The 19,765-nt window shown below is 45.5% G+C and carries 24 protein-coding genes and 1 riboswitch; of the genes, 12 read left to right on the plus strand and 12 right to left on the minus strand.

The genetic code is table 11. The features are described 5' to 3' along the window. Positions 1 to 6: 6 nt before the first annotated feature. Positions 7 to 1,905 (minus strand): asparagine synthase (glutamine-hydrolyzing), encoded by a 1,899-nt coding sequence (gene asnB / locus P3X63_RS16590; RefSeq protein ID WP_277691547.1) that lies wholly within the window; start codon positions 1,903 to 1,905, stop codon positions 7 to 9. Between the two features lie 222 nt (positions 1,906 to 2,127). Next, positions 2,128 to 3,330 carry a methionine adenosyltransferase gene (gene metK / locus P3X63_RS16595; protein WP_026588370.1) on the minus strand — a complete coding sequence of 401 codons (1,203 nt, stop codon included), beginning with the start codon at positions 3,328 to 3,330 and terminating at the stop codon, positions 2,128 to 2,130. A gap of 398 nt (positions 3,331 to 3,728) precedes the next feature. Beyond that, a riboswitch (SAM riboswitch) is annotated at positions 3,729 to 3,869 on the minus strand. A gap of 195 nt (positions 3,870 to 4,064) precedes the next feature. Here metK and pckA point away from each other — a divergent pair. Both pckA and P3X63_RS16605 read left to right on the plus strand, forming a co-directional pair. Beyond that, entirely contained in the window at positions 4,065 to 5,648 is a 1,584-nt protein-coding gene (pckA, locus tag P3X63_RS16600; RefSeq protein WP_026588371.1) for a phosphoenolpyruvate carboxykinase (ATP), read from the plus strand. Positions 5,649 to 5,780: 132 nt separating this feature from the next. Beyond that, positions 5,781 to 6,965, plus strand: a complete 1,185-nt coding sequence (locus tag P3X63_RS16605) for a dicarboxylate/amino acid:cation symporter (RefSeq protein ID WP_026588372.1) — start codon at positions 5,781 to 5,783, stop codon at positions 6,963 to 6,965. A 40-nt stretch (positions 6,966 to 7,005) separates the two neighbouring features. On the opposite strand, the gene P3X63_RS16610 is transcribed toward P3X63_RS16605, so the two are convergent. Beyond that, positions 7,006 to 7,248, minus strand: coding sequence for a DUF2584 domain-containing protein (locus tag P3X63_RS16610; RefSeq protein WP_026588373.1), 243 nt, complete (start codon positions 7,246 to 7,248; stop codon positions 7,006 to 7,008). A gap of 50 nt (positions 7,249 to 7,298) precedes the next feature. Continuing rightward, positions 7,299 to 8,072 carry an alpha/beta hydrolase family protein gene (locus P3X63_RS16615; protein ID WP_026588374.1) on the minus strand — a complete coding sequence of 258 codons (774 nt, stop codon included), beginning with the start codon at positions 8,070 to 8,072 and terminating at the stop codon, positions 7,299 to 7,301. Between the two features lie 109 nt (positions 8,073 to 8,181). Between P3X63_RS16615 and P3X63_RS16620 the strand changes: the two genes are divergently transcribed. From P3X63_RS16620 to P3X63_RS16630, 3 genes are read left to right on the plus strand one after another with little or no spacing between them, the layout of a single operon-like run. Next, on the plus strand, positions 8,182 to 9,174 hold the full coding sequence (locus P3X63_RS16620) for an ABC transporter substrate-binding protein (protein ID WP_481748558.1): 993 nt from the start codon (positions 8,182 to 8,184) through the stop codon (positions 9,172 to 9,174). 11 nt (positions 9,175 to 9,185) lie between these two features. Next, the gene (locus tag P3X63_RS16625; protein WP_026588376.1) at positions 9,186 to 9,956 is read left to right on the plus strand and encodes an ABC transporter ATP-binding protein; all 771 of its coding nucleotides are present in this window, start codon (positions 9,186 to 9,188) and stop codon (positions 9,954 to 9,956) included. Next, entirely contained in the window at positions 9,943 to 10,743 is an 801-nt protein-coding gene (locus tag P3X63_RS16630) for an ABC transporter permease (RefSeq protein WP_236251152.1), read from the plus strand. Before P3X63_RS16625 ends, P3X63_RS16630 begins: the two co-directional genes overlap by 14 nt. Before the next feature lie 32 nt (positions 10,744 to 10,775). On the opposite strand, the gene ytkD is transcribed toward P3X63_RS16630, so the two are convergent. The 4 genes from ytkD to P3X63_RS16650 form a co-directional block, all read right to left on the minus strand. After that, the gene (gene ytkD, locus P3X63_RS16635) at positions 10,776 to 11,249 is read right to left on the minus strand and encodes an RNA deprotection pyrophosphohydrolase (RefSeq protein ID WP_026588378.1); all 474 of its coding nucleotides are present in this window, start codon (positions 11,247 to 11,249) and stop codon (positions 10,776 to 10,778) included. Positions 11,250 to 11,404: 155 nt separating this feature from the next. Continuing rightward, positions 11,405 to 11,728 carry a hypothetical protein gene (locus P3X63_RS16640; RefSeq protein ID WP_026588379.1) on the minus strand — a complete coding sequence of 108 codons (324 nt, stop codon included), beginning with the start codon at positions 11,726 to 11,728 and terminating at the stop codon, positions 11,405 to 11,407. A gap of 47 nt (positions 11,729 to 11,775) precedes the next feature. Further along, positions 11,776 to 12,183: a phage holin family protein gene (locus P3X63_RS16645; RefSeq protein ID WP_026588380.1), complete on the minus strand. Its 408-nt coding sequence runs from the start codon at positions 12,181 to 12,183 to the stop codon at positions 11,776 to 11,778. A 155-nt stretch (positions 12,184 to 12,338) separates the two neighbouring features. Further along, on the minus strand, positions 12,339 to 12,776 hold the full coding sequence (locus P3X63_RS16650) for a Dps family protein (protein ID WP_026588381.1): 438 nt from the start codon (positions 12,774 to 12,776) through the stop codon (positions 12,339 to 12,341). A gap of 131 nt (positions 12,777 to 12,907) precedes the next feature. Here P3X63_RS16650 and ytzI point away from each other — a divergent pair, with 131 nt between their 5' ends. Further along, positions 12,908 to 13,051, plus strand: coding sequence for a YtzI protein (gene ytzI, locus P3X63_RS16655; protein ID WP_077736168.1), 144 nt, complete (start codon positions 12,908 to 12,910; stop codon positions 13,049 to 13,051). Here the strand turns inward: ytzI and P3X63_RS16660 are convergent. Both P3X63_RS16660 and P3X63_RS16665 read right to left on the minus strand, forming a co-directional pair. Beyond that, positions 13,045 to 13,491 carry a FixH family protein gene (locus P3X63_RS16660; protein WP_026588382.1) on the minus strand — a complete coding sequence of 149 codons (447 nt, stop codon included), beginning with the start codon at positions 13,489 to 13,491 and terminating at the stop codon, positions 13,045 to 13,047. The two genes, ytzI and P3X63_RS16660, sit on opposite strands and share 7 nt — an antisense overlap. A 134-nt stretch (positions 13,492 to 13,625) precedes the next feature. After that, positions 13,626 to 14,099, minus strand: coding sequence for an S-ribosylhomocysteine lyase (locus P3X63_RS16665; protein WP_277691550.1), 474 nt, complete (start codon positions 14,097 to 14,099; stop codon positions 13,626 to 13,628). Positions 14,100 to 14,234: 135 nt separating this feature from the next. Here P3X63_RS16665 and yidD point away from each other — a divergent pair, with 135 nt between their 5' ends. Then, positions 14,235 to 14,462, plus strand: a complete 228-nt coding sequence (gene yidD, locus P3X63_RS16670; protein ID WP_026588384.1) for a membrane protein insertion efficiency factor YidD — start codon at positions 14,235 to 14,237, stop codon at positions 14,460 to 14,462. Here yidD and P3X63_RS16675 read toward each other — a convergent pair. After that, a complete protein-coding gene (locus P3X63_RS16675) occupies positions 14,459 to 15,028 on the minus strand; it encodes a beta-class carbonic anhydrase (RefSeq protein WP_026588385.1) in 570 nt (189 codons plus the stop codon). The genes yidD and P3X63_RS16675 overlap by 4 nt on opposite strands. 248 nt (positions 15,029 to 15,276) lie before the next feature. Here P3X63_RS16675 and P3X63_RS16680 point away from each other — a divergent pair, with 248 nt between their 5' ends. After that, positions 15,277 to 16,281, plus strand: a complete 1,005-nt coding sequence (locus P3X63_RS16680) for a metal ABC transporter solute-binding protein, Zn/Mn family (RefSeq protein WP_026588386.1) — start codon at positions 15,277 to 15,279, stop codon at positions 16,279 to 16,281. A gap of 69 nt (positions 16,282 to 16,350) precedes the next feature. Here the strand turns inward: P3X63_RS16680 and P3X63_RS16685 are convergent, their stop codons facing one another. After that, on the minus strand, positions 16,351 to 16,596 hold the full coding sequence (locus tag P3X63_RS16685; RefSeq protein ID WP_026588387.1) for a type B 50S ribosomal protein L31: 246 nt from the start codon (positions 16,594 to 16,596) through the stop codon (positions 16,351 to 16,353). Positions 16,597 to 16,788: 192 nt separating this feature from the next. Between P3X63_RS16685 and P3X63_RS16690 the strand changes: the two genes are divergently transcribed. The 4 genes from P3X63_RS16690 to P3X63_RS16705 all read left to right on the plus strand — a co-directional run bounded on the left by P3X63_RS16690 (position 16,789) and on the right by P3X63_RS16705 (position 19,623). Beyond that, positions 16,789 to 18,114 carry a cytochrome ubiquinol oxidase subunit I gene (locus P3X63_RS16690; RefSeq protein WP_026588388.1) on the plus strand — a complete coding sequence of 442 codons (1,326 nt, stop codon included), beginning with the start codon at positions 16,789 to 16,791 and terminating at the stop codon, positions 18,112 to 18,114. A 32-nt stretch (positions 18,115 to 18,146) separates the two neighbouring features. Then, on the plus strand, positions 18,147 to 19,196 hold the full coding sequence (locus P3X63_RS16695; RefSeq protein ID WP_077737182.1) for a cytochrome d ubiquinol oxidase subunit II: 1,050 nt from the start codon (positions 18,147 to 18,149) through the stop codon (positions 19,194 to 19,196). 66 nt (positions 19,197 to 19,262) lie between these two features. Next, on the plus strand, positions 19,263 to 19,424 hold the full coding sequence (locus P3X63_RS16700) for a DUF1540 domain-containing protein (RefSeq protein WP_077736165.1): 162 nt from the start codon (positions 19,263 to 19,265) through the stop codon (positions 19,422 to 19,424). Between the two features lie 28 nt (positions 19,425 to 19,452). After that, positions 19,453 to 19,623 (plus strand): hypothetical protein, encoded by a 171-nt coding sequence (locus tag P3X63_RS16705; protein ID WP_201278479.1) that lies wholly within the window; start codon positions 19,453 to 19,455, stop codon positions 19,621 to 19,623. The last annotated feature ends 142 nt before the right edge of the window (positions 19,624 to 19,765 follow it).

A 19,765-nucleotide genomic window follows, 5' to 3' on the forward strand; every position in this document is an offset into this window, starting at 1 on the left:
TTGCAGTTAAACAATGATGACTTCTTTCGGCTGATGGTTTAATTCTTCCGGGACATAGCGCTTTTCGACAAAAATGCTGTGCCAGATCATAAAGATAAGTACCGTCCAGATTTTACGGCTGTTGTCCGCTTTGTTGGCGCAGTGGTCTTCAAGGAGCTGAAGCACATAGTCTTTATGAATATATGCGTCTGTTTCGCTCTCTTTAATAATGCCCACGGCCCAGTCATGCATTTCGTTTTTCAACCAGTGGCGGATCGGCACAGGGAAGCCGAGCTTTTTGCGGTTCAGCACATGCTCGGGAACGATGCCTTCCGCCGCTTTTCGAAGCAGGTATTTTGTCGTGCCGTTCTTTGTTTTCAGCTCTTCCGGAATTTTTGAAGCCGCTTCAAAAACGACTTTGTCCAAAAATGGAACGCGGAGCTCCAGGGAATTGGCCATCGTCATTTTATCGGCTTTCAGCAAAATGTCCCCGCGCAGCCATGTGTGAATATCAACATACTGCATTTTATTGATTTCGCTGTAGGACTTGCTTTCTTCAAAATACGGCTTTGTCACGTCACAGTAAGAGAGGTTGCTGTCATACTGGCGAAGAAGTTTTGATTTCATACCTTCTTCAAAAATCTTCGCATTTCCGATATACCTTTTTTCAAGAGGGGTGCATCCTCTCATTAAAAAGCTTTTTCCTTTCATTCCCTCAGGCATCGCTTGGGCAACGCGGAGAAGCATTTTTTTCAAAGGCGACGGAATCCGTTCAAACGGTTTTAATGACAGCGGTTCGCGGTAAATGTTATATCCGCCGAACAGCTCATCCGCCCCTTCTCCGGAAAGGACGACCGTCACCTGTTTTTTCGCTTCCTTCGCTACAAAATACAAAGGAATCGCAGCAGGATCGGCAAGCGGATCATCCAAGTGCCAGACGATTTTAGGAAGCTCGTTCATGTATTCTTCAGGAGAAATGACGGCGCTGAAGTTTTCCAAGCCGAGCTTGTCCGCGGTTTCTTTCGCAACGTCCACTTCGCTGAAGCCTTCATGTTCAAACCCGACCGAGAATGTTTTCAAATTCGGATGAAACTGTTTGGCCACAGACACGATAAAGGAAGAGTCAATTCCGCCTGAAAGGAATGAACCGACAGGCACATCGCTTCTCATATGGACTTTGACAGAATCAAAAATCGCGTCCCTTACTTCCTGAACAAGCTTTTCTTCTTCCGTCTGCACCGGCTTAAATTGAACTTTCCAGTATGTTTTAAATTGAAGATCTTCTCCGGGACGAATCGTAAACTGCTGACCCGGTTCCACTTTTCGCACCTTTTTGTCAAGCGTTTCAGGCTCAGGCACGAATTGGAAAGATGTATATTGCTGAAGGCCTTTTTCGTTAAATTCCAGCTCAGCACCGACAGGCATCAGGCTTTTTCGTTCTGATGCAAAATAAACATGGCCGTCCGTTTTTGTAAAATAAAGCGGCTTAATGCCAAACGGGTCGCGTGCTCCGTATAAAAGCTGTTCTTGTTTATCCCAGATTAAAAAGGCGAACATTCCCCGCAGTTTTGATGCAGCCTCCTGTTTATAATGGCGGTAGGTCGCAAGCAAAACCTCGGTATCGGAATCGGTCTGAAATTGATAGCCTTTTGAAAGAAGCTCATCTTTCAATTCTATATAGTTATAGATTTCTCCGTTAAAAATAATCCAGTAGGAATCATCTTCATATGACAGAGGCTGTCCTCCGTTTTCAACATCGATGATGCTCAGCCTTCTAAATCCGAAGCCTACATGCTCATCATGATAGTACCCATCATCGTCGGGACCGCGGTGTACAATCAATTCATTCATTTGTTTAATCAGTTCTTCCTGGCCTGCCGTCTCGGATGATGGGCGATGATTGAATACCCCTACAAATCCACACATAGTATTGCCTCCGATTTTTTTAAATTTCATGCAGAGTAAGATCTGCTTCTTGATTAGACATGTATTTAAAGAAAAACGTTTCAAAAAACTTGAAAAACGAGCATATTGCCCTCATTGTTTTCAATAAAAAAACAAACATATGAAACCTGTTTTTCAAGTTTCAAAAGCGTCCCGTATCCGTCGCGAAAAAGAAAGCCGCTTGATTAAGCGGCTATGCGGTTGTTATTCTCCTAGCGCCTCTTTGCGAAGCTGATCTGCTTTATCCGTGCGCTCCCAAGGCAGATCAAGATCAAGGCGTCCAAAATGTCCGTATGCTGCCGTTTGTTTATAAATCGGACGGCGCAGGTCAAGCATCTTGATAATGCCGGCAGGTCTTAGATCAAAGTTTTTGCGAACCACTTCAATCAAAGTCTCTTCGCTCGCTTTTCCCGTACCGAATGTATCAATCGAAATCGATACCGGCTGAGCGACGCCGATCGCATAGGCAAGCTGAACCTCGCATGACTCGGCAAGTCCTGCTGCGACGATGTTTTTCGCTACATATCTGGCAGCATAAGCGGCAGATCTGTCAACTTTTGTCGCGTCTTTCCCGGAAAACGCGCCGCCTCCGTGGCGGGCATATCCGCCGTACGTGTCGACAATGATTTTCCGGCCGGTCAATCCGGCATCTCCCTGCGGACCGCCGATGACAAAACGTCCTGTTGGATTAATGAAATATTTCGTGTTTTCATCGATCAGTTCTTTTGGCACAACCGGATTAATGACATATTCTTTCAGGTTGCGCTGAATCTGCTCAAGCGTAATCTCCGGATGATGCTGTGTAGAAATCACGATTGTATCGATGCGAATCGGTTTATTGTTCTCATCATATTCAACGGTTACTTGAGTTTTTCCGTCCGGACGCAAGTATGGAAGGATTTCCTCTTTCCGAACTTCCGTCAACCGGCGGGACAATTTATGAGCAAGGGAAATCGGCAGAGGCATGAGTTCCTTTGTCTCGTTGCAGGCAAAGCCGAACATCAGGCCTTGGTCTCCGGCTCCGATCGCTTCAATTTCTGCGTCGCTCATGTCACCTTCACGCGCTTCAAGCGCCTGATCGACACCCATTGCAATGTCAGGAGACTGCTCGTCTATAGATGTTAATACTGCGCATGTTTCAGCATCAAAGCCGTATTTTGCGCGAGTGTATCCTATCTCTTTAATCGTTTCGCGTACTGTCTTCGGAATATCCACGTATGTGGATGTTGTAATTTCACCGCTTACCAGCACCAAACCGGTTGTTACAGATGTTTCGCATGCGACGCGTGCATTCGGATCTTTCTTTAAAATTTCGTCTAATATACTATCCGAAATCTGATCGCAAATTTTGTCCGGATGGCCCTCTGTAACTGACTCTGAAGTAAATAACCGACGATTTTTGCTCATGTTTATATTTCCTCCTGTATATGAAGATCAGCCGTGATCTTAATGATGATACGGAACCCGTCCCTTTTACATGATATGACGCACCGGGGCATCATGACCTCTCACTTTGAAAGAATTTCCATATTTCTTATTCTTAACGAGATCCTGAGCCGATATTCCCCTTTTGCAGGCGGCCTTTCCTGATCGGCTTCCCGGCTGCATCCCTTCACGTCCTGTGAAAAACGCCCAGTACCTTCGTCCTGCTTGATACTCGGCTAAAACCTTTCACGTCCTGTGAAAAACGCCCAGTACCTTCGTCCTGAAGGCATTTTTTTTAGCAGTTTTTGTATATGGATTTATGCAATAAAAAAACCTTTTCCTATTCTCTGAGGAAAGGGTCTGGTATTGCGTGCCTTTCACTCTTATCGCTCAAGGTATTCGACACCTTGCATCAGGTTAGCACCATAGTGTTCTCAGGAACTGTTTTACATCCTTTATATAGAGAGAAACCGGTTGCTGGGCTTCATCGGGCCTGTCCCTCCGCCAGCTCGGGATAAGAGTATCCGCTCAATGAAATATCTTATCTTAAAATGGCTTGTCATGTCAATATCGGTCAAGATAAATTTGGAACAACTCTTTGAAGAAAAAACCCGAACGAAATTGCAGAAAACAGTATAGACTATAAGAGTAAATGTGTTATACTATTTCTACATTAATGTTATACACATTAAAAAACACGCAAAGGAAGGTTTTTTATGAATTCTGTAGATTTGGCGACTGACTTGCAAACATTATTAACGGGTGATAACGTCCAGTTCAATTTATCCGTTCCGCATCTTGTTGAAAAAATCCTTCACCGCAAAGAGGGGGTCTTGACATCATCAGGAGCCGTACGGGCGACGACCGGTACATATACCGGCCGTTCTCCAAAAGACAAATTCATTGTTGAGGAGGAAAGCTCAAAGGAAAAGATTGACTGGGGCGCCGTAAACCAGCCGATTTCAGAGGCCGCTTTTGAAAGGCTTTACACAAAAGTCGTCAGCTATTTAAAGGAGCGCGACGAACTGTTTGTGTTTGAAGGATTTGCGGGTGCAGATGAAAAATACCGCCTTCCGATCACTGTCGTCAACGAGTTCGCCTGGCACAACCTGTTCGCGAGACAGCTGTTCATCAGGCCTGAAGATCATCATCAAAAGCCGGCTGAAGAGCCTTTTACGATCCTTTCCGCTCCTCATTTTAAAGCCGATCCGCTCCTTGACGGTACAAGATCGGAAACATTTATCATCGTCTCATTTGAGAAGCGCACCATATTAATCGGAGGAACCGAATATGCCGGAGAAATGAAAAAATCGATTTTTTCGATTATGAATTTTCTTCTGCCGGAACGAAACATTCTGCCGATGCACTGCTCTGCGAACGTCGGCGAGGAAGGGGGAACCGCTCTCTTCTTCGGTTTGTCAGGCACCGGAAAAACGACCCTTTCGGCAGATCCGAAGCGGAGGCTGATCGGCGATGACGAACACGGCTGGTCAAGTACAGGTGTATTTAATATTGAGGGCGGATGCTACGCAAAATGCATCCATTTAAGCGAAGAAAAAGAACCGCAGATTTATAGAGCGATCCGCTTCGGCTCCGTTCTTGAAAATGTCGTCGTTGACACTGAAACCGGGGAACCGGATTACTCTGACAGCTTTTATACGGAAAATACTAGAGCCGCTTACCCGATAGAGGCGATCGACAACATTGTCAAACCGAGCATCGCGGCACACCCGCAAACCATTGTATTTCTGACGGCGGATGCGTTCGGCGTGCTTCCTCCGATCAGCAAACTGACGAAAGAACAGGCGATGTATCATTTCTTGAGCGGATATACGAGCAAGCTTGCCGGAACAGAACGCGGCATCACCTCTCCTGAAGCGACTTTTTCAACCTGCTTCGGCTCGCCATTCCTCCCGCTCCCGGCCCATGTTTATGCAGAAATGCTGGGACGCAAAATTGATGAGCACGGCGTCAGCGTATTCCTCGTCAACACAGGCTGGACCGGCGGAGGCTACGGCGTCGGAGAGAGAATGAGCCTGGCTTATACGAGAGCAATGGTTCAAGCCGCAATTGAGGGTGAACTGGATCATGCAGACATGAGAACGGACCGGATTTTCGGTCTGCATACGCCGATACACGTTCCGGGTGTTCCCGATCAGGTGCTCGAACCGGCAAAAACTTGGGCGGATGAAAAAGCGTACGAAGAAAAAGCAATTCTTTTGGCAAACGAATTTAAAAAGAACTTTAAAAAGTTTTCTAATACCGGCGATATCGAAAAAGCCGGAGGTCCTCTGATCTAAAACCAATAAGCAGCAGCGCAAGATCTTGCGCTGCTGTTGTTTGAAAATAAAGACTTTTTTCATTTTTAACAAAAGAAAGTTTTCATATGATAATATGATAAAAACATTTGTATACTTCAGGAGGACATATCGATGAAATTTGGATTGCTGCCGAGAATTATCACGGCAATTGTTCTTGGTGTTATCGTTGGAAGCTTTGCTCCGCTTTGGTTTGTCAAAACCGCCGCAACGTTCAATGACATTTTCGGAAACTTTATCAAATTTGCCATTCCTTTTATTATTATTGCTTTTATCATTCCGGGCATTGGACAAATCGGACGCGGAGCTGGAAAAATTCTTGGCCTTACAGCCGGTATCGCCTATGCGTCAACCATTATCGCGGGGCTTTTGGCCTTTCTCGTCGGCTCAAACCTGCTGCCCGCCATCATTTCCGGACATCAGCTGCAGGAATTTAAAAATCCGGAAGAAGTGCTGCAAAGCGGATTTTTCACGATTGAAATGACGCCTTTCATGAGCGTGATGAGCGCGCTGATTTTCGCTTTCATCATGGGTATCGGAATCGCCTATCTGCCTGGCAAAACATTAAAAAACGCGTTTGATGAATTTCAAACGGTTATCGAAAAGCTGATCTCGTATATCATTATTCCTTTATTGCCCGTTCATATTTTCGGCATTTTCACAAATATGACGTACGGCGGCCAGGTACAGACCATCTTATCCGTGTTTGCAAAAGTGTTTGTGATGATTATTGTGCTGCACTTCGTCATTCTCTTGTTTCAATACACGACGGCAGGCCTTGCCAATGGCAGGAACCCGTTCGCACTGTTGAAAATCGTGGCGCCTGCTTATTTTACCGCGCTTGGCACACAGTCTTCAGCCGCAACCATTCCGGTGACGCTCAGACAAGTGAGAAAAACAGGCGCCAGCCAAAAAGTGGCCGATTTTGCGGTTCCGCTTCTCGCCAATATTCATTTGTCAGGCAGTACGATCACCCTGACAAGCTGCGCAATGGGCGTCTTGATTTTAAACGGGCAGACGCCGACCTTTTCAATGATGATGCCGTTCATCTTAATGCTTGGCATCACAATGGTCGCAGCGCCGGGCGCTCCGGGGGGAGCTGTCATGGCTGCAGCCGGGCTTTTACAGTCGATGCTCGGCTTTAATGAAACAAGCGTCTCCTTAATGATCGCCCTTTATCTCGCCCAGGACAGCTTGGGCACGGCGACGAATGTCACGGGGGACGGCGCTCTTACGATGATCATTCACAGACTGACTTTCAAAAAAGGTCTTGGAAATGAAGAAGATGTACCTGCATAACTGCAGAAAAGCCAAGGACGCATTCAGCGCCTTGGCTTTTTTAATTCGTTGAATTTAAGGAAACGAGTCTATATGTTAAATGTGTGCGTCCTTCTGACCATTCAAGGCGCTCCGCATGCGCCGTTCCAGTAATGTCGCCCTTCTTTGTCTTTCTGACTTCGATCGGTACGTGAAGAGGGTACACCCGATAGCCTTCTTTTTCCAGTGTAAACAAGTTTTCCTCGACCCTTGTTTCTTTTCCTTTTGTCACAATCATCGTATTAAATTCAACTGGCATTCCCACGCGAAAGCCCCCTCCTTTATCTTTTACTTTAGTTTATCATAACTTGTCCATCACCTGCTCTTCATCCACCGCGAGAGCTCTCTGACAATCCTTCTGTTTTCCCCCGGAGGGAAGTAATGGGTGAACGCATTGAAGTACCAGGTTTCAACCGATTTCCTTCTTTTCATCAATTCCTGTTCCAGGCGGCGCGCATGTTCAATCGAGACATTTTGATCGTTCACTCCGTGAATCAAAAGGATCGGCGCATCAATATGATCGAGCTTGTCAAACGGCGTCCGCCAGGCATATGCCTGCGCCGCTTTTTCCGGCGTCCCGCCGATGACCCGCTTCATCATCCTCCGCAAATCCTTACGTTCGCGATAGGTCATGACCATATCGCTCACACCGCCCCAGGAAACAAAAGAAGCGGCGGCTGATTTCATTTCTATGGCTGTTAAAATGCCCATAATTCCGCCGCGCGAAAACCCGAATATATGAACGCGTTGTTCTTTCACAAGCTCATGCTTCTGCAGCAGACGGAATGCCGCAAACGCATCTTCCCGGTCATCCCCGGCAAAATCCTCGTTCCCCTCACCGCCTTGATTGCCCCTGTAATAGGGAGCGAGAACGACAAAGCCTTGCGAGGCAAACTGCACGATCCGCCCGGGCCTGACCATACCGACATTTTTAATCCCGCCGCGCAAATACAAAAAACCGTCGTAGCGTCCGGGCGCTGCAGGTTCCGCAAGCAGTCCCTTGACTTTCAGTCCTTGTGAAAGGTATGTAACGGAAAACAGCCGCACTTGGCCGTTCGGTGATGGGAATCTTCTTTTTTCTATCCACATTTGGTCATGTCACCTCTATTTAATCCGCAGTTGTCCCTCACACCTGTTTTGCATTTAACATAAACTATTTTATGCCGAAAACAACCGAAATTAAAGGAGGGAAATCGGTTTGAAGCGTTTCTTTTTGACCATATTATCCTTCACCGTGATGCTCTTTATCCTCGCTTCCTGCAGCGGGCAGCAATCAGAAAAAGTCCGCCTGGCGGAAGTGACCCGTTCCGTTTTTTATACGCCTTTATATATCGCCATCTCCGAAGGCTTTTTTAAAGAAGAAGGCATCGATATCGAGCTGAAAACGACCTGGGGCGGAGATAAAACAATGACTGCCCTGTTGTCAAACGGCGCAGATATCGCGCTTGTCGGATCGGAAACATCCATCTATGTGAATGCACAGGGAGCAAGCGACCCTGTCATTAATTTTGCCCAGCTTACCCAGACGGACGGAACATTTCTTGTCTCCAGGCAAAAGGCGGATGATTTCAGCTGGGATCAGCTGAAAGGTAAAACGTTCCTCGGCCAGCGGAAAGGCGGCATGCCGCAGATGGCGGGAGAATACGCCTTAAAGCAAAAAGGCATCGATCCTAAGAAAGACCTTCATTTGATCCAAACGATCGACTTTGCCAACATCGCCAACAGCTTTGCTTCCGGAACGGGAGATTATGTTCAGCTTTTCGAACCTCAGGCCTCCATTTTTGAAAAAGAAGGCATCGGCCAAATTGTCGCCTCCTTCGGCAAAGAATCGGGCCGGATTCCCTACACGACTTTCATGGCAAAAGAAAGCTACTTAAAGAAGAATAAAGAAACAGCGGAAAAATTCACCCGGGCGATCTATAAAGCTCAAAAGTGGGTCAAGTCACATTCCTCAAAAGAAGCCGCGCTCAGCATTCAGGATTATTTTAAAGACACAGATCTGTCCATCATTGCATCCTCTATCGAACGATATAAAAAACAGGATTCTTTCGCACTCCATCCTGTTCTTGATGCAGAGGAATGGAATCAGCTGCAAACCATTATGGATGAAGCCGGAGAGCTGCCGAAACACATATCTCACCAAGAGCTGGTCAATACACAGATCGCCGAAAAGGTCACAAAAAATCAATAGGAGGTGGCCGCATGTCTTTTTTGCAAGTTCAGGATGTCACACATACTTATTTTTCTTTGCAAGAAAAAACCACCGCGCTGGAGAATGTCAGCATCAATGTTGAAAAAGGCGAGTTTGTCTCTTTTCTCGGTCCGAGCGGATGCGGCAAAACAACGCTGCTCTCGATCATCGCCGGCATCGTGGCGCCGACGGAAGGCCGTGTTTTATTTGAAGGGCAACAGCCTGATGAAAAAGACCGGCTGATCGGCTATATGCTTCAGCAGGATTATTTGTTCCCCTGGAAAACGATTGAAGAAAACGTCCTTATCGGCTTGCGCATCTCAAAAAAGCTCAGCCTTGAAACAAAACAGGCCGCTTTGGAGCTGTTGGAAAAGTTCGGACTTCATCAAGTGGAAAACAAGTATCCGAAAGAGCTTTCAGGGGGCATGAGACAAAGAGCCGCTCTCGCCCGCACACTCGCCGTCGATCCCGGAATCCTCCTGCTTGATGAACCCTTTTCAGCCCTTGATTATCAGACAAAGCTCAACCTTGAAGACCTGGTTTTCAACACGCTGCATACCTATCAAAAGACAGCCGTCCTTGTCACCCATGACATTGAAGAGGCGATCGCCATGAGCGATCGGATCCTGCTGTTTTCAAAGCAGCCGGGTACGGTTCATAAAACCTTTGCGATTCCCGAATCTTTACGAAAGCTGACACCGTTTGAAGCAAGGCAGGAACCGGAATTTCAGGCCATCTTTCAGGCCATATGGAAGGAGCTCAATCACCTTGAACAACACTGATTTCCTTCATCAACAGTTTTTAAAAAAGCAGCAGGCGGAAAAACGACGGGTCCGCTTTTACCAAATCGCGATATTTATCATCTTTTTCTCACTGTGGGAAACGGCAAGCCGCCTGGCATGGATCGATCCGCTCATCTTCAGCTCCCCTTCAGCCGTCTGGGGGCTTTTCCTTGAAAAAATGGGGGACGGTTCATTGCCTGGACATATCGGCGTCACGGTATTTGAAACCATTCTCGGCTTTCTTGCCGGCACCTTGCTCGGAATTTTCCTGGCCGCGCTCTTATGGTGGTTTCCAAGGCTCTCCAATATATTGGACCCCTATCTCGTCGTCTTAAATGCAATGCCAAAGGTTGCATTGGGCCCGATCCTCATCGTCGCCATCGGTCCCAGTCTCACAAGCATCATTGCGATGGGCGCCATCATCAGCGTCATTATCACGACAATCGTTGTCTACACTTCATTTCAGGAAATCGATGAAAATTATGTAAAGGTCATGAAAACGTTCGGCGCCAAAAAAAGTGAAATTTTCAAAGAAGTGATTCTTCCCGCTTCCATTCCGACGATGATTTCAACGCTGAAAGTAAACGTCGGACTGAGCTGGGTCGGTGTCATCGTCGGGGAATTTTTAGTATCAGCCCGAGGACTCGGCTATATGATCATTTACGGCTTTCAAGTTTTCAATTTCACCCTTGTCATGCTGAGCCTTCTCATCATCGCCGTGTTTGCAACGATCATGTATCAGTGCGTGGAGCTCTTGGAAAGGAAATGGATGAAGGGAAGAACTTGAAAAAAGGCCCTGCTTAACAGCGGGGCCTTTTCCTAGATCATCCCCTGCTTTTTCAGCTTTTCAAGGCTGATCGTCAGGACGGAATCTTTCATGATAAAACTATACTTTCTGTTTTTGGCCATGTCATCAGGCAGGTTCTTTAGCAAAACAGGGCCTTTCGTTTCATAGTATGTCTCCTGTTTTTCAATTTTTTCGATCTCGGCAAAATAAATATTTTTGACAATCACTTTTTCTCTGCCGAGAACTTTATATTGTCCGAGATATGTCAGCTTTCGTACATCCGCGCCTGTTTCTTCTTTCACTTCCCGCAGAGCCGCTTCTTCGGCGTTTTCGAAAGGCTCGACTTTGCCGCCCGGAAATTCGTAGCCCCTGTCCTGATGGTTTGTTAAAAGCCATTGATTTTGATAGCGGCAAATGACCCATACATGTTTGGGCTTCTGTGAAAAGGGATGCTTTTCAAATGAAAGCTGAACCGTATTGCGGTAGAAATCTTTAAATTCGTACATCATAATCCCTCAAATCCGTTTCCTTGCTTCTTCCACTCATCATATCATATATTGATTCGTTCGGTATGTTTTTTGTCGAGTTCCCGCCTTTTAATTAAAGCTAATCGATATGAGAGGGTACAAGGCGGACACACCGGGCGGCTCCCGTCTATAGGTTAATCAGCAGAATTCATGTCCGCCAGACCGTTTTCACTGATGAATGTTTTCGTTTCTTCCGTGCCGAGCCGATAGAGCATTGAATATATGTCCTTCCGCAGTTCATCCAGTTTGTCATTGGAGCTGTCATAATGGTACTCGACAGCAGGTACATGGGATCGGAAAAAGTTGACCCAATCCTCGGAATGCATCTGATCAAAATACTCTCTCAAAATGATAATGTCATCGTCTGTTGCCTTGATTTCAAACTCCCACGGGGAAGCGTCAGAGCTTTGTGAAATCATTCCATCTTGAACCGAAACAAAGTATGTCCTCTTTTCCAAAGCCAATCATCCTTTTTCGTGTTAGTATGGCCAGTTGTTTTAAAATGTTACAGCTTTCCCCGCAGTTTTTCCTTAATGATTTCAAGAATATCCACCACCACCTGCGGAACCGGGATTCCCAGTGAATGGGCGGTGCTGATGATTTGAAACGCCTCATATAAAATATAAAACATGATTGAAAAATCACGGATCGAATTATCGGTTTGCAGCAGCTGGTCAAAAAAGTGGGCAACAGATATGAGAAAAATCGTGACTAACTTTTTCGCCAGCCTTGTAAACAGCCCGTTGATTGTAAATTGATCTTTCACACATTCATTCAAGCTTTTGCTTACAAATTCAATTCCCATTAACGTGATTAAAATGAAGAAAAAATATTCGATCGCGCCAAACAAAAATCCGACGGCCGATAAGCTGACCGATAGCGAAAAGATGCCTATGCCTAAGTCCTTAAACATGCGCTTCAACATCCTTTCAAAAAAGACTTTTCATAGCTTATCCTATGAAAAAAAGCTTTGAAAGGCTTGGATGAATTGTTTGACAATTTTCAAAAGAGGCTGTAAAAAGAACGAATAACACAAAAAAAGCCGGGCATCAGCCCGGCCTTTCCGTATCATCCTAAATAAGCTTTCAGCATCCAGTTGTGCTTTTCTATCGATTGGTGGATCGCCAAAAACATATCGCCCGTCGTTTCATCATTGACTTCCTCAGCAAGCTCGATTCCGCTTTTCAGCTCGTCAGCCACCGTTGAAAAATCATCGTAAATGTTCTGCACCATTTGCTCGGCCGTCTCGCTGCCGTCCGCTTCTTTAATGGATGACAGCTCGAGGCATTCCTTCATCGTGCCCACGGGCGAGCCTTGCATGGCGAGCAGGCGTTCAGCCAAATCGTCGATATACTGTGCAGATTCCGTATAAAGCTCTTCAAATTTTTCATGCAAAGTAAAGAAATCTTTGCCTTTCACATACCAATGATAATTATGTAGCTTCACATACAGCACGGTCCAGTTAGCGACTTGTTTGTTAACCGTTGTTTTCAACTTTTCTGACATCTTGATCTTCCTCCTTTGTTTACTTTTTCTTTACCCGTTTAGGTTGTGCAGGAAACATTTCTTTTACTCTTGCTCATGATTTTCTTTCTCCCATATGGTAAACTGTTGGAAAAAGCATGCGGAGGTTGCATATGATCCTGTTCTGGATTATAGTAGGTGTTTTGATTACAGGCGCCGTGCTGGCAGTGTCGCTTGTCACTACGTCAAAAGCGTACGATTACAGGCATCAGGTCGATCCCCTGCCGAATCAGGAAGAAAAACAGACCCATCAATGATGATGGGTTTCCTCTTTTTCATCATCTCCCTGATGTTCATCCCCAGGCGAGCCGACTGTCATGTCGGCTACGGGCATCGTATGCTGATTTTTGGCCGTGACATGGACTTGGATTTTATAATGTCCGTCATCCGGAAACGATTTCTCGATGCTGTAGACTCCTTTTCCTTCATGCTTTGCTTTTTGAAGCTGGCTCTCTTCCTTGCTCCCCGCCTTCCAAGATTCAAATTCCACCTCATCTGCATCTGCCACCGGCTCGTCCCCGTAAAGCACGGTCGCCTTGATGACAGCCTTTTCATTTTTGGCGACTTGTTCAGGCGCCGAGAGCTTGGCTGTCAGCACTTTGGGATTTTCATCCGATGCCGCAGGCTTTTCCGTTTGGCCGCAGGCGGTGAGGCCAATTGCTAAAAACAAGAGAACAATCCATTTTCCCCAACGCATCCTATCACCCTTTTTGTCATGTTATGTACTACATAAACAAGTGTAGCAAAGTTCAGGGATTAATGGCATTATTTTCTTTGTGAACAAAAAATGAAAAACCGGCGCCATACTCTTGGCGCCGGCTGCTTATGTTTTTAGCCAAATACTTTTAATAAATCTTCTTTGTTTTGCGAAAGCCAAAAGCGCATCATGCGTTTCGCACCTTCAAGATCATGAAGCTTTGCCTGCCCGCACTGCTTTTCATTTGCGGCCGGAATCTCAGTCACTTCTACGGCTTCCTTAAACGTGTCCTCAAGCAAATCGACGATTTCTTCCACTTTCGGCTCACCGCTTACGACAAGGTAATAACCTGTCTGGCATCCCATCGGCGACACGTCAATAATATCAAAATGATCGTATTTTTCAGCATATGTGCGGATCGTAAATGCGAGCAAATGCTCAAGTGTATGAATTGTATCAGGCTTCATCGCCTGTTTGTTCGGCTGGCAAAAACGGATATCAAACTTGTTGACAACGCCGTCCGTCCCAACTTTGTGAACGCCGCAATGTCTGACATAAGGCGCTTTTACCGCATCATGATCCAGTTCGAAACTTTCAACTGAAGGCATATTCCTCTCTCCCTTCCATCGGTCTTTTTGTATTATATCATACTTTACCGGTCAGTTTTCAGGTGAATGCTTTTCCTTTTTGTGCGTGTTTTGCTTATATTATAATAGAGACAAAACAAAAAGGTGCTGAAACACATGAAATCACTATTCCTCTTGATTATCCGGCTCTATCAGAAATGGATATCGCCCGTTCTCCCGCCTTCCTGCCGATTTTATCCGACCTGCTCCAACTACGGCCGTGAAGCGATCGAAAAACATGGAGCGCTCAAAGGAGGCTGGCTTACCGTCAGGCGGATTCTAAAATGCCATCCTTTTCATCCCGGCGGCATTGATCCCGTGCCTGATAAAAAGCAAAAGGATTAATTCACTTCTTCATAGCCGTTGACAACAAGGTCAAGCTTTCCTGTTTCCGGATCGATAACAAGCCCGTGCACAGGAACATCTGCCGGTGTCAGCGGATGGTTTCGGATGACTTTCACACTGTCTCTGACGCTGTCTTCCACAGAGTGAAAGCTTTTCAGCCATTGCTCAAAATCAACACCGGAATATTCAAGCGTTTCGATCCGTTCTTTTGGAATTCCGCGTTCCACCACTTTTTCCAAAAAGCTCTCAGCTTTCAGCTTGCTCATTCCGCAGTCGTGATGGCCGATTACACATACTTCATCAGCGTTCAGCTCATAGACGGCGACAAGAATGCTTCGCATGATGCTTCCAAATGGATGGGCCACAAGCGCGCCGGCGCTTTTGACGATCTTCACATCCCCGTTCCGCATGTTCATGGCATGCGGCAGAAGTTCGACAAGCCTTGTATCCATACAGGAGAGGATGACCATTCTTTTATCGGGAAATTTGCTTGTTTCATATTTCTTGTAGTCTTGCCGTTCTACAAACTGCTGGTTAAATTGCAGAATATTATCCAAAAGTTTCATGATCCGATTCCTTTCTCTTCACTTTTTTAATTTTAAATATAACATATGTCTTTTCTTTTTTTCACCATTTGCCCACGATGAAATTCGTAATAATTACGTTTTATAAGAAAGGTTGCTTCGGATACCTCCACTTTCCAACACGATTTGACGAAGATTACCTCTTTTCAAATCGGAACTATTACGATACAATGATACAGGATTTATTAAATCGGAACGATTTCAGTTTTGATGTTGAGAGGAGAAATACGATGAAAAAAGCATTCGGATTAGCATCTGCATTTATTCTTGCTGCCGGATTAACCGCAGGCTGCTCAAGCAATGGAGCTTCCGGCGACCAAAAAGAAGACAACGGAAAATTGGACATTTATACAACGATATATCCGCTTGAGGATTTCACTAAAAAAATCGGCGGTGAATATGTGAACGTCAAGAGCGTTTACCCTCCTAACGTAGAGGCCCATACTTATGAGCCAAGCTCAAAAACAATGGCGGAAATTTCCGACTCCGATGCCTTTATTTATTCCGGCGTCGGTGTTGAAGGCTTCGCAGACAAAGCCGTCAATACGTTAAAGGGAAGCGACGTGAAAATCGTCAAAGCCGGGGAAGGCATTGATCTCCTGACGCATGAAGAAGAACATGGACATGAAGAAGAACACGGGCATGAAGAACATGGACATGGACATGATGAGGAGCACGAACATGCCGATGACGGACACGACCATGGAGATCATGACCCGCACGTCTGGCTCGACCCTGTACTTGCTGAAAAATTAGCGGAAAACATTAAGAATGAGCTTGTTCAACTCGATCCCGATCATCAAAAAACATTTACAAAAAACTACGAATCTCTAAAAAAAGATTTAGAACAGCTTGATCAGGAGTTTAAACAAACTGTCGACAAGGCTGACAAAAAAGAGATCCTCGTGTCTCATGCCGCATACGGCTACTGGGAAAAACGCTATGGGATTGAACAGATGAGCGTGCTCGGCCTTTCACCGACAGAGGAGCCTTCCCAAAAAGAACTTGAAAATATCGTCAAAACCGCGAAAGAACACAATATAAAATATGTTATTTTTGAAAACAATGTAAGCAGCAAAATCTCAGAGATCATTAAAAAAGAGATCGGAGCTGAGAGCCTGACGATGAAAAACCTCGAATCCGTTACAAAAGAGGATATCGAAAAAGGCGAAGATTACATCAGCATCATGAAAGAGAACTTGACGGTTTTGAAAAAGGCATTGTCAAATCAATAACAGCTTACACGCGCATGCATGTCATGCGCGTTTTTTATTGCATAAAAAAAGACCGGATGCTCCGGTCTTTTAATCCATATTGAACCTTTTCTTAAACTGTTCGACCCTTCCGCCTTTTTCGTTGAATTTTTGTCTGCCCGTGTAAAATGGATGGGTATCTGAGCTGACTTCAACTTTAATCACCGGATATGTTTTGCCGTCTTCCCACTCCGCCGTTTCAGTAGACGTTCTTGTTGAACGGCTCAAAAAACGGTATCCGCTGTTTACATCCTGAAAAATCACTTGATATGTTTTGGGATGAATATTTGGTTTCATTGACTATTCCTCCTTTTAAAGCGTAATAATTACGTTTTATTATAAACCTTCCGCTTCTTCATGTCAAAATCATACGATTGATATGACAAATTTTAAACATCCTGACAATTTTGCTGACAGACAGGAAGAATAATCTAAAAAAGGAGGTAAACAATAAAAGGAAACTGGTGTGAATGAAAGGTGGCTTTCCGGATGAATGATTTAATGTTTGCAAGAAGCCTTTTCGGAACAACGATGGGATTCCACATCATTTTTGCCTCGCTTGGCGTCGGAATTCCTTTAATGATTCTTTTGGCTGAGCTGATTTATCAAAAAACAAACGATCCCCACTATGCGATTATGGCAAAAAGATGGACAAAGGCCCAAGCCGTTTTGCTGGGGGTTGCGATCCCGACCGGAACCATTGCAGGAACACAGCTGGCGCTTCTTTGGCCGGGCTTTATGGAAGTGATCGGAAAAGTGATGTCCCTGCCTTTTCAAATTGAAATATACGCGTTTTTTATCGAGGCATTATTCATGTCAATTTATGTATACGCGGCAGACCGTCTGTCGCCTATGATGCGAATCACAGCCGTAGTCTTTATCGTGATTGGCGCCGCCGCTTCTGCCATTTTAATCACCAATGTCCACGCTTTTCAGGGAACGCCTGAAGGCTTCAAAATTGTAAACGGGGAAATTACCGATGTGCAGCCGTGGACGGCCTTTTTTAATAAAAGCTTTGCAGTAACGGCTGCTCATGTCGTTGTTTCTGCTTTTATGACAGGCGCTTTTATCATTGCGACAATCGCCGCATATAAAATGCTCCGTAATCGCGGGAACGAAAAAGTGTATATCCTGCACAGAAAAGCGCTTCTTCTCGGACTGCTCGTCGGAGGCGTGTTTTCTCTTATCACTGCCATAAGCGGACATGAATCCGCACAATACCTGCACCGTTATCAGCCTGAAAAGCTGGCGGGTGCGGAAGGGTTATTTGAAACCCAGTCGCATGCGCCCTTGGCAATCGGCGGTATAACCGATGAAGCCACACAATCGATCAAGTGGGCGATTGAAATCCCATGGGCTCTGAGCTTTTTGGCAGGTAACCGGTTTGATACCGTCGTCAAAGGTTTGAATGAATTTCCCAGAGATGAGTGGCCTCCGCTGTTCATCCATACGCTGTTTAACGGAATGGTATTAATCGGAGGGCTCTTGATCGTCTATGCTGCCTGCGGCTTTTTATGGAGAAAAGTGTTGAAAAAGGACCATTTTCCGCGCTGGATGCTCGTCTTTTTCACGACGGCAGGACCGCTCAGCCTGCTTGCGATCGAATTCGGCTGGGTGTTTGCCTGTACCGGAAGACAGCCGTGGGTGATCTATCACATGCAGAAAACGTCTGAAGTCGTGACCTCATCAGGGTCAATCGGGATTTTATTTCTTTTGTTTTTTATCGTTTATATCATTTTGGGGGCAGCGGTGGTGTTTGTTTTACAGTATTATTTTAAACGCCATCCTGTCGAAGAAGATCTCAAGGAAGCATAAACATTACGCCATAACAGAAGGGAAGTCATATGATGCAATTGGATGGGACAACAGATGCACTGCTGGCCATTTCGATCGTCTGGGGTTTCATATTCATCTACGCCGTCATGGCGTCCATGGATTTTGGAGCCGGTTTTTGGTCGATGATTTATATGAACAAAAAACAGCTGAAAGCAACGAATATTGCAAACCGCTACCTTTCTCCGACATGGGAAGTGACAAATGTCTTTATCGTCGGAATCGTCGTGGCTCTCTTCAGCTTTTTTCCCGGCGGAACTTATGTGTTGGGAACGGTGCTTTTGATTCCCGGCAGCATCATTTTGCTGCTGCTGGCAATTCGAAGCGGCTTTTTGGTTTTTTCTCACGCTGCGAAAGGGTATGAAAAAGCGTTGACATATGTTTCAGGCATCAGCGGCTTTATTATTCCCGCCGTCTTAATTCTCGTTCTTCCCGTGACTCACGGAGATTTCGTCTACCAGCAAAACGGCGCTTACCAATTGGCTTTCGCTCATTTATTGTTGAGCCCGCACGCCTACTCATTTATGGGATTTGCCATTTTCAGCACCTTGTTTTTGTCATCCTTATTGCTGGCCGATTTTTCAAACGTTGCCGGGGAAAGAGATGCTTATCAGGTTTACCGTCGGAACGCTCTGATATCCGGACCGCTCGCTTTGATCATGTCTTTTTTCATTATGATGACGATGAGAACCGAAGCAAACTGGCTTTTCACAAGAATGATGAACGGCCTTCCTTGGCTGGTCCTTTCTTTTCTCTTGTTTCTGATCGCGTTTGCAGCACTGTTTTTACCCAACACCTACAATAAAGACCGGCTTGGAAAACCGCGCCTTGCCGTCATCGCTATTACCCTGCAGTATTTTACGGCAAGCTATGTGTACGGGCGCTCCCATCTGCCATACATGATCTATCCCGATGTGACGATTCAATCCGGCTTTACCGCCCCGGAAACATTCAGGGCGCTGTTTATTTCATACATTATCGGTTTTATTATTCTGTTTCCCGGCTTTTATTACTTCTGGAAATTATTCATGAAAGACAGGCGGTACATTAAACAGCACGAGTAAGTATGAACCTGAGGCAGGTGGATAAGCTAAAGGTGTACTACATTTTTAGGGGGGCTCAAAGTCCGTATGGAACAAAAAATACTGTGTGAAGTCAGCAACTGCACATACTGGGATCAAGGAAACAAATGTACGGCCGACGCCATCTATGTCGTCAGCCATGCCGAGGGCGAGAAAGCCTCAAAAAGCGAGGAAACAGATTGCAAAACATTTAAACCTGAACACCATTAAACCGAAAGGAATGAAGGAGGGCAAGGTTATGAATAAAGAGTCGCTGCTTGAGGCTTTTTATCAAGAAATCCAGGGAGCCGATGAAACATCTTTTCAAAAGGCGGCCCGCTCCTTCATGAACTTATGGGACTATGAATACGGCGGCCTTGACGATTTGCCGGAAGATGCGGATCGGCTGATCGGACAGACCGAGCATTGAGCAAAGCAAAAGAGCTGTCTTTAAAGACGGCTCTTTTGTTGTTAAAAAACCGGCTGATCGTTAGCCGGCCCAAACGAGAAGGGGATAATGTGTACATGTTCAATATACAATTTAGCAGGCTTGCAAACAAATCCCGAAAATC

The organism is Bacillus sp. HSf4, assembly GCF_029537375.1.
GTDB lineage: Bacteria > Bacillota > Bacilli > Bacillales > Bacillaceae > Bacillus > Bacillus sonorensis_A.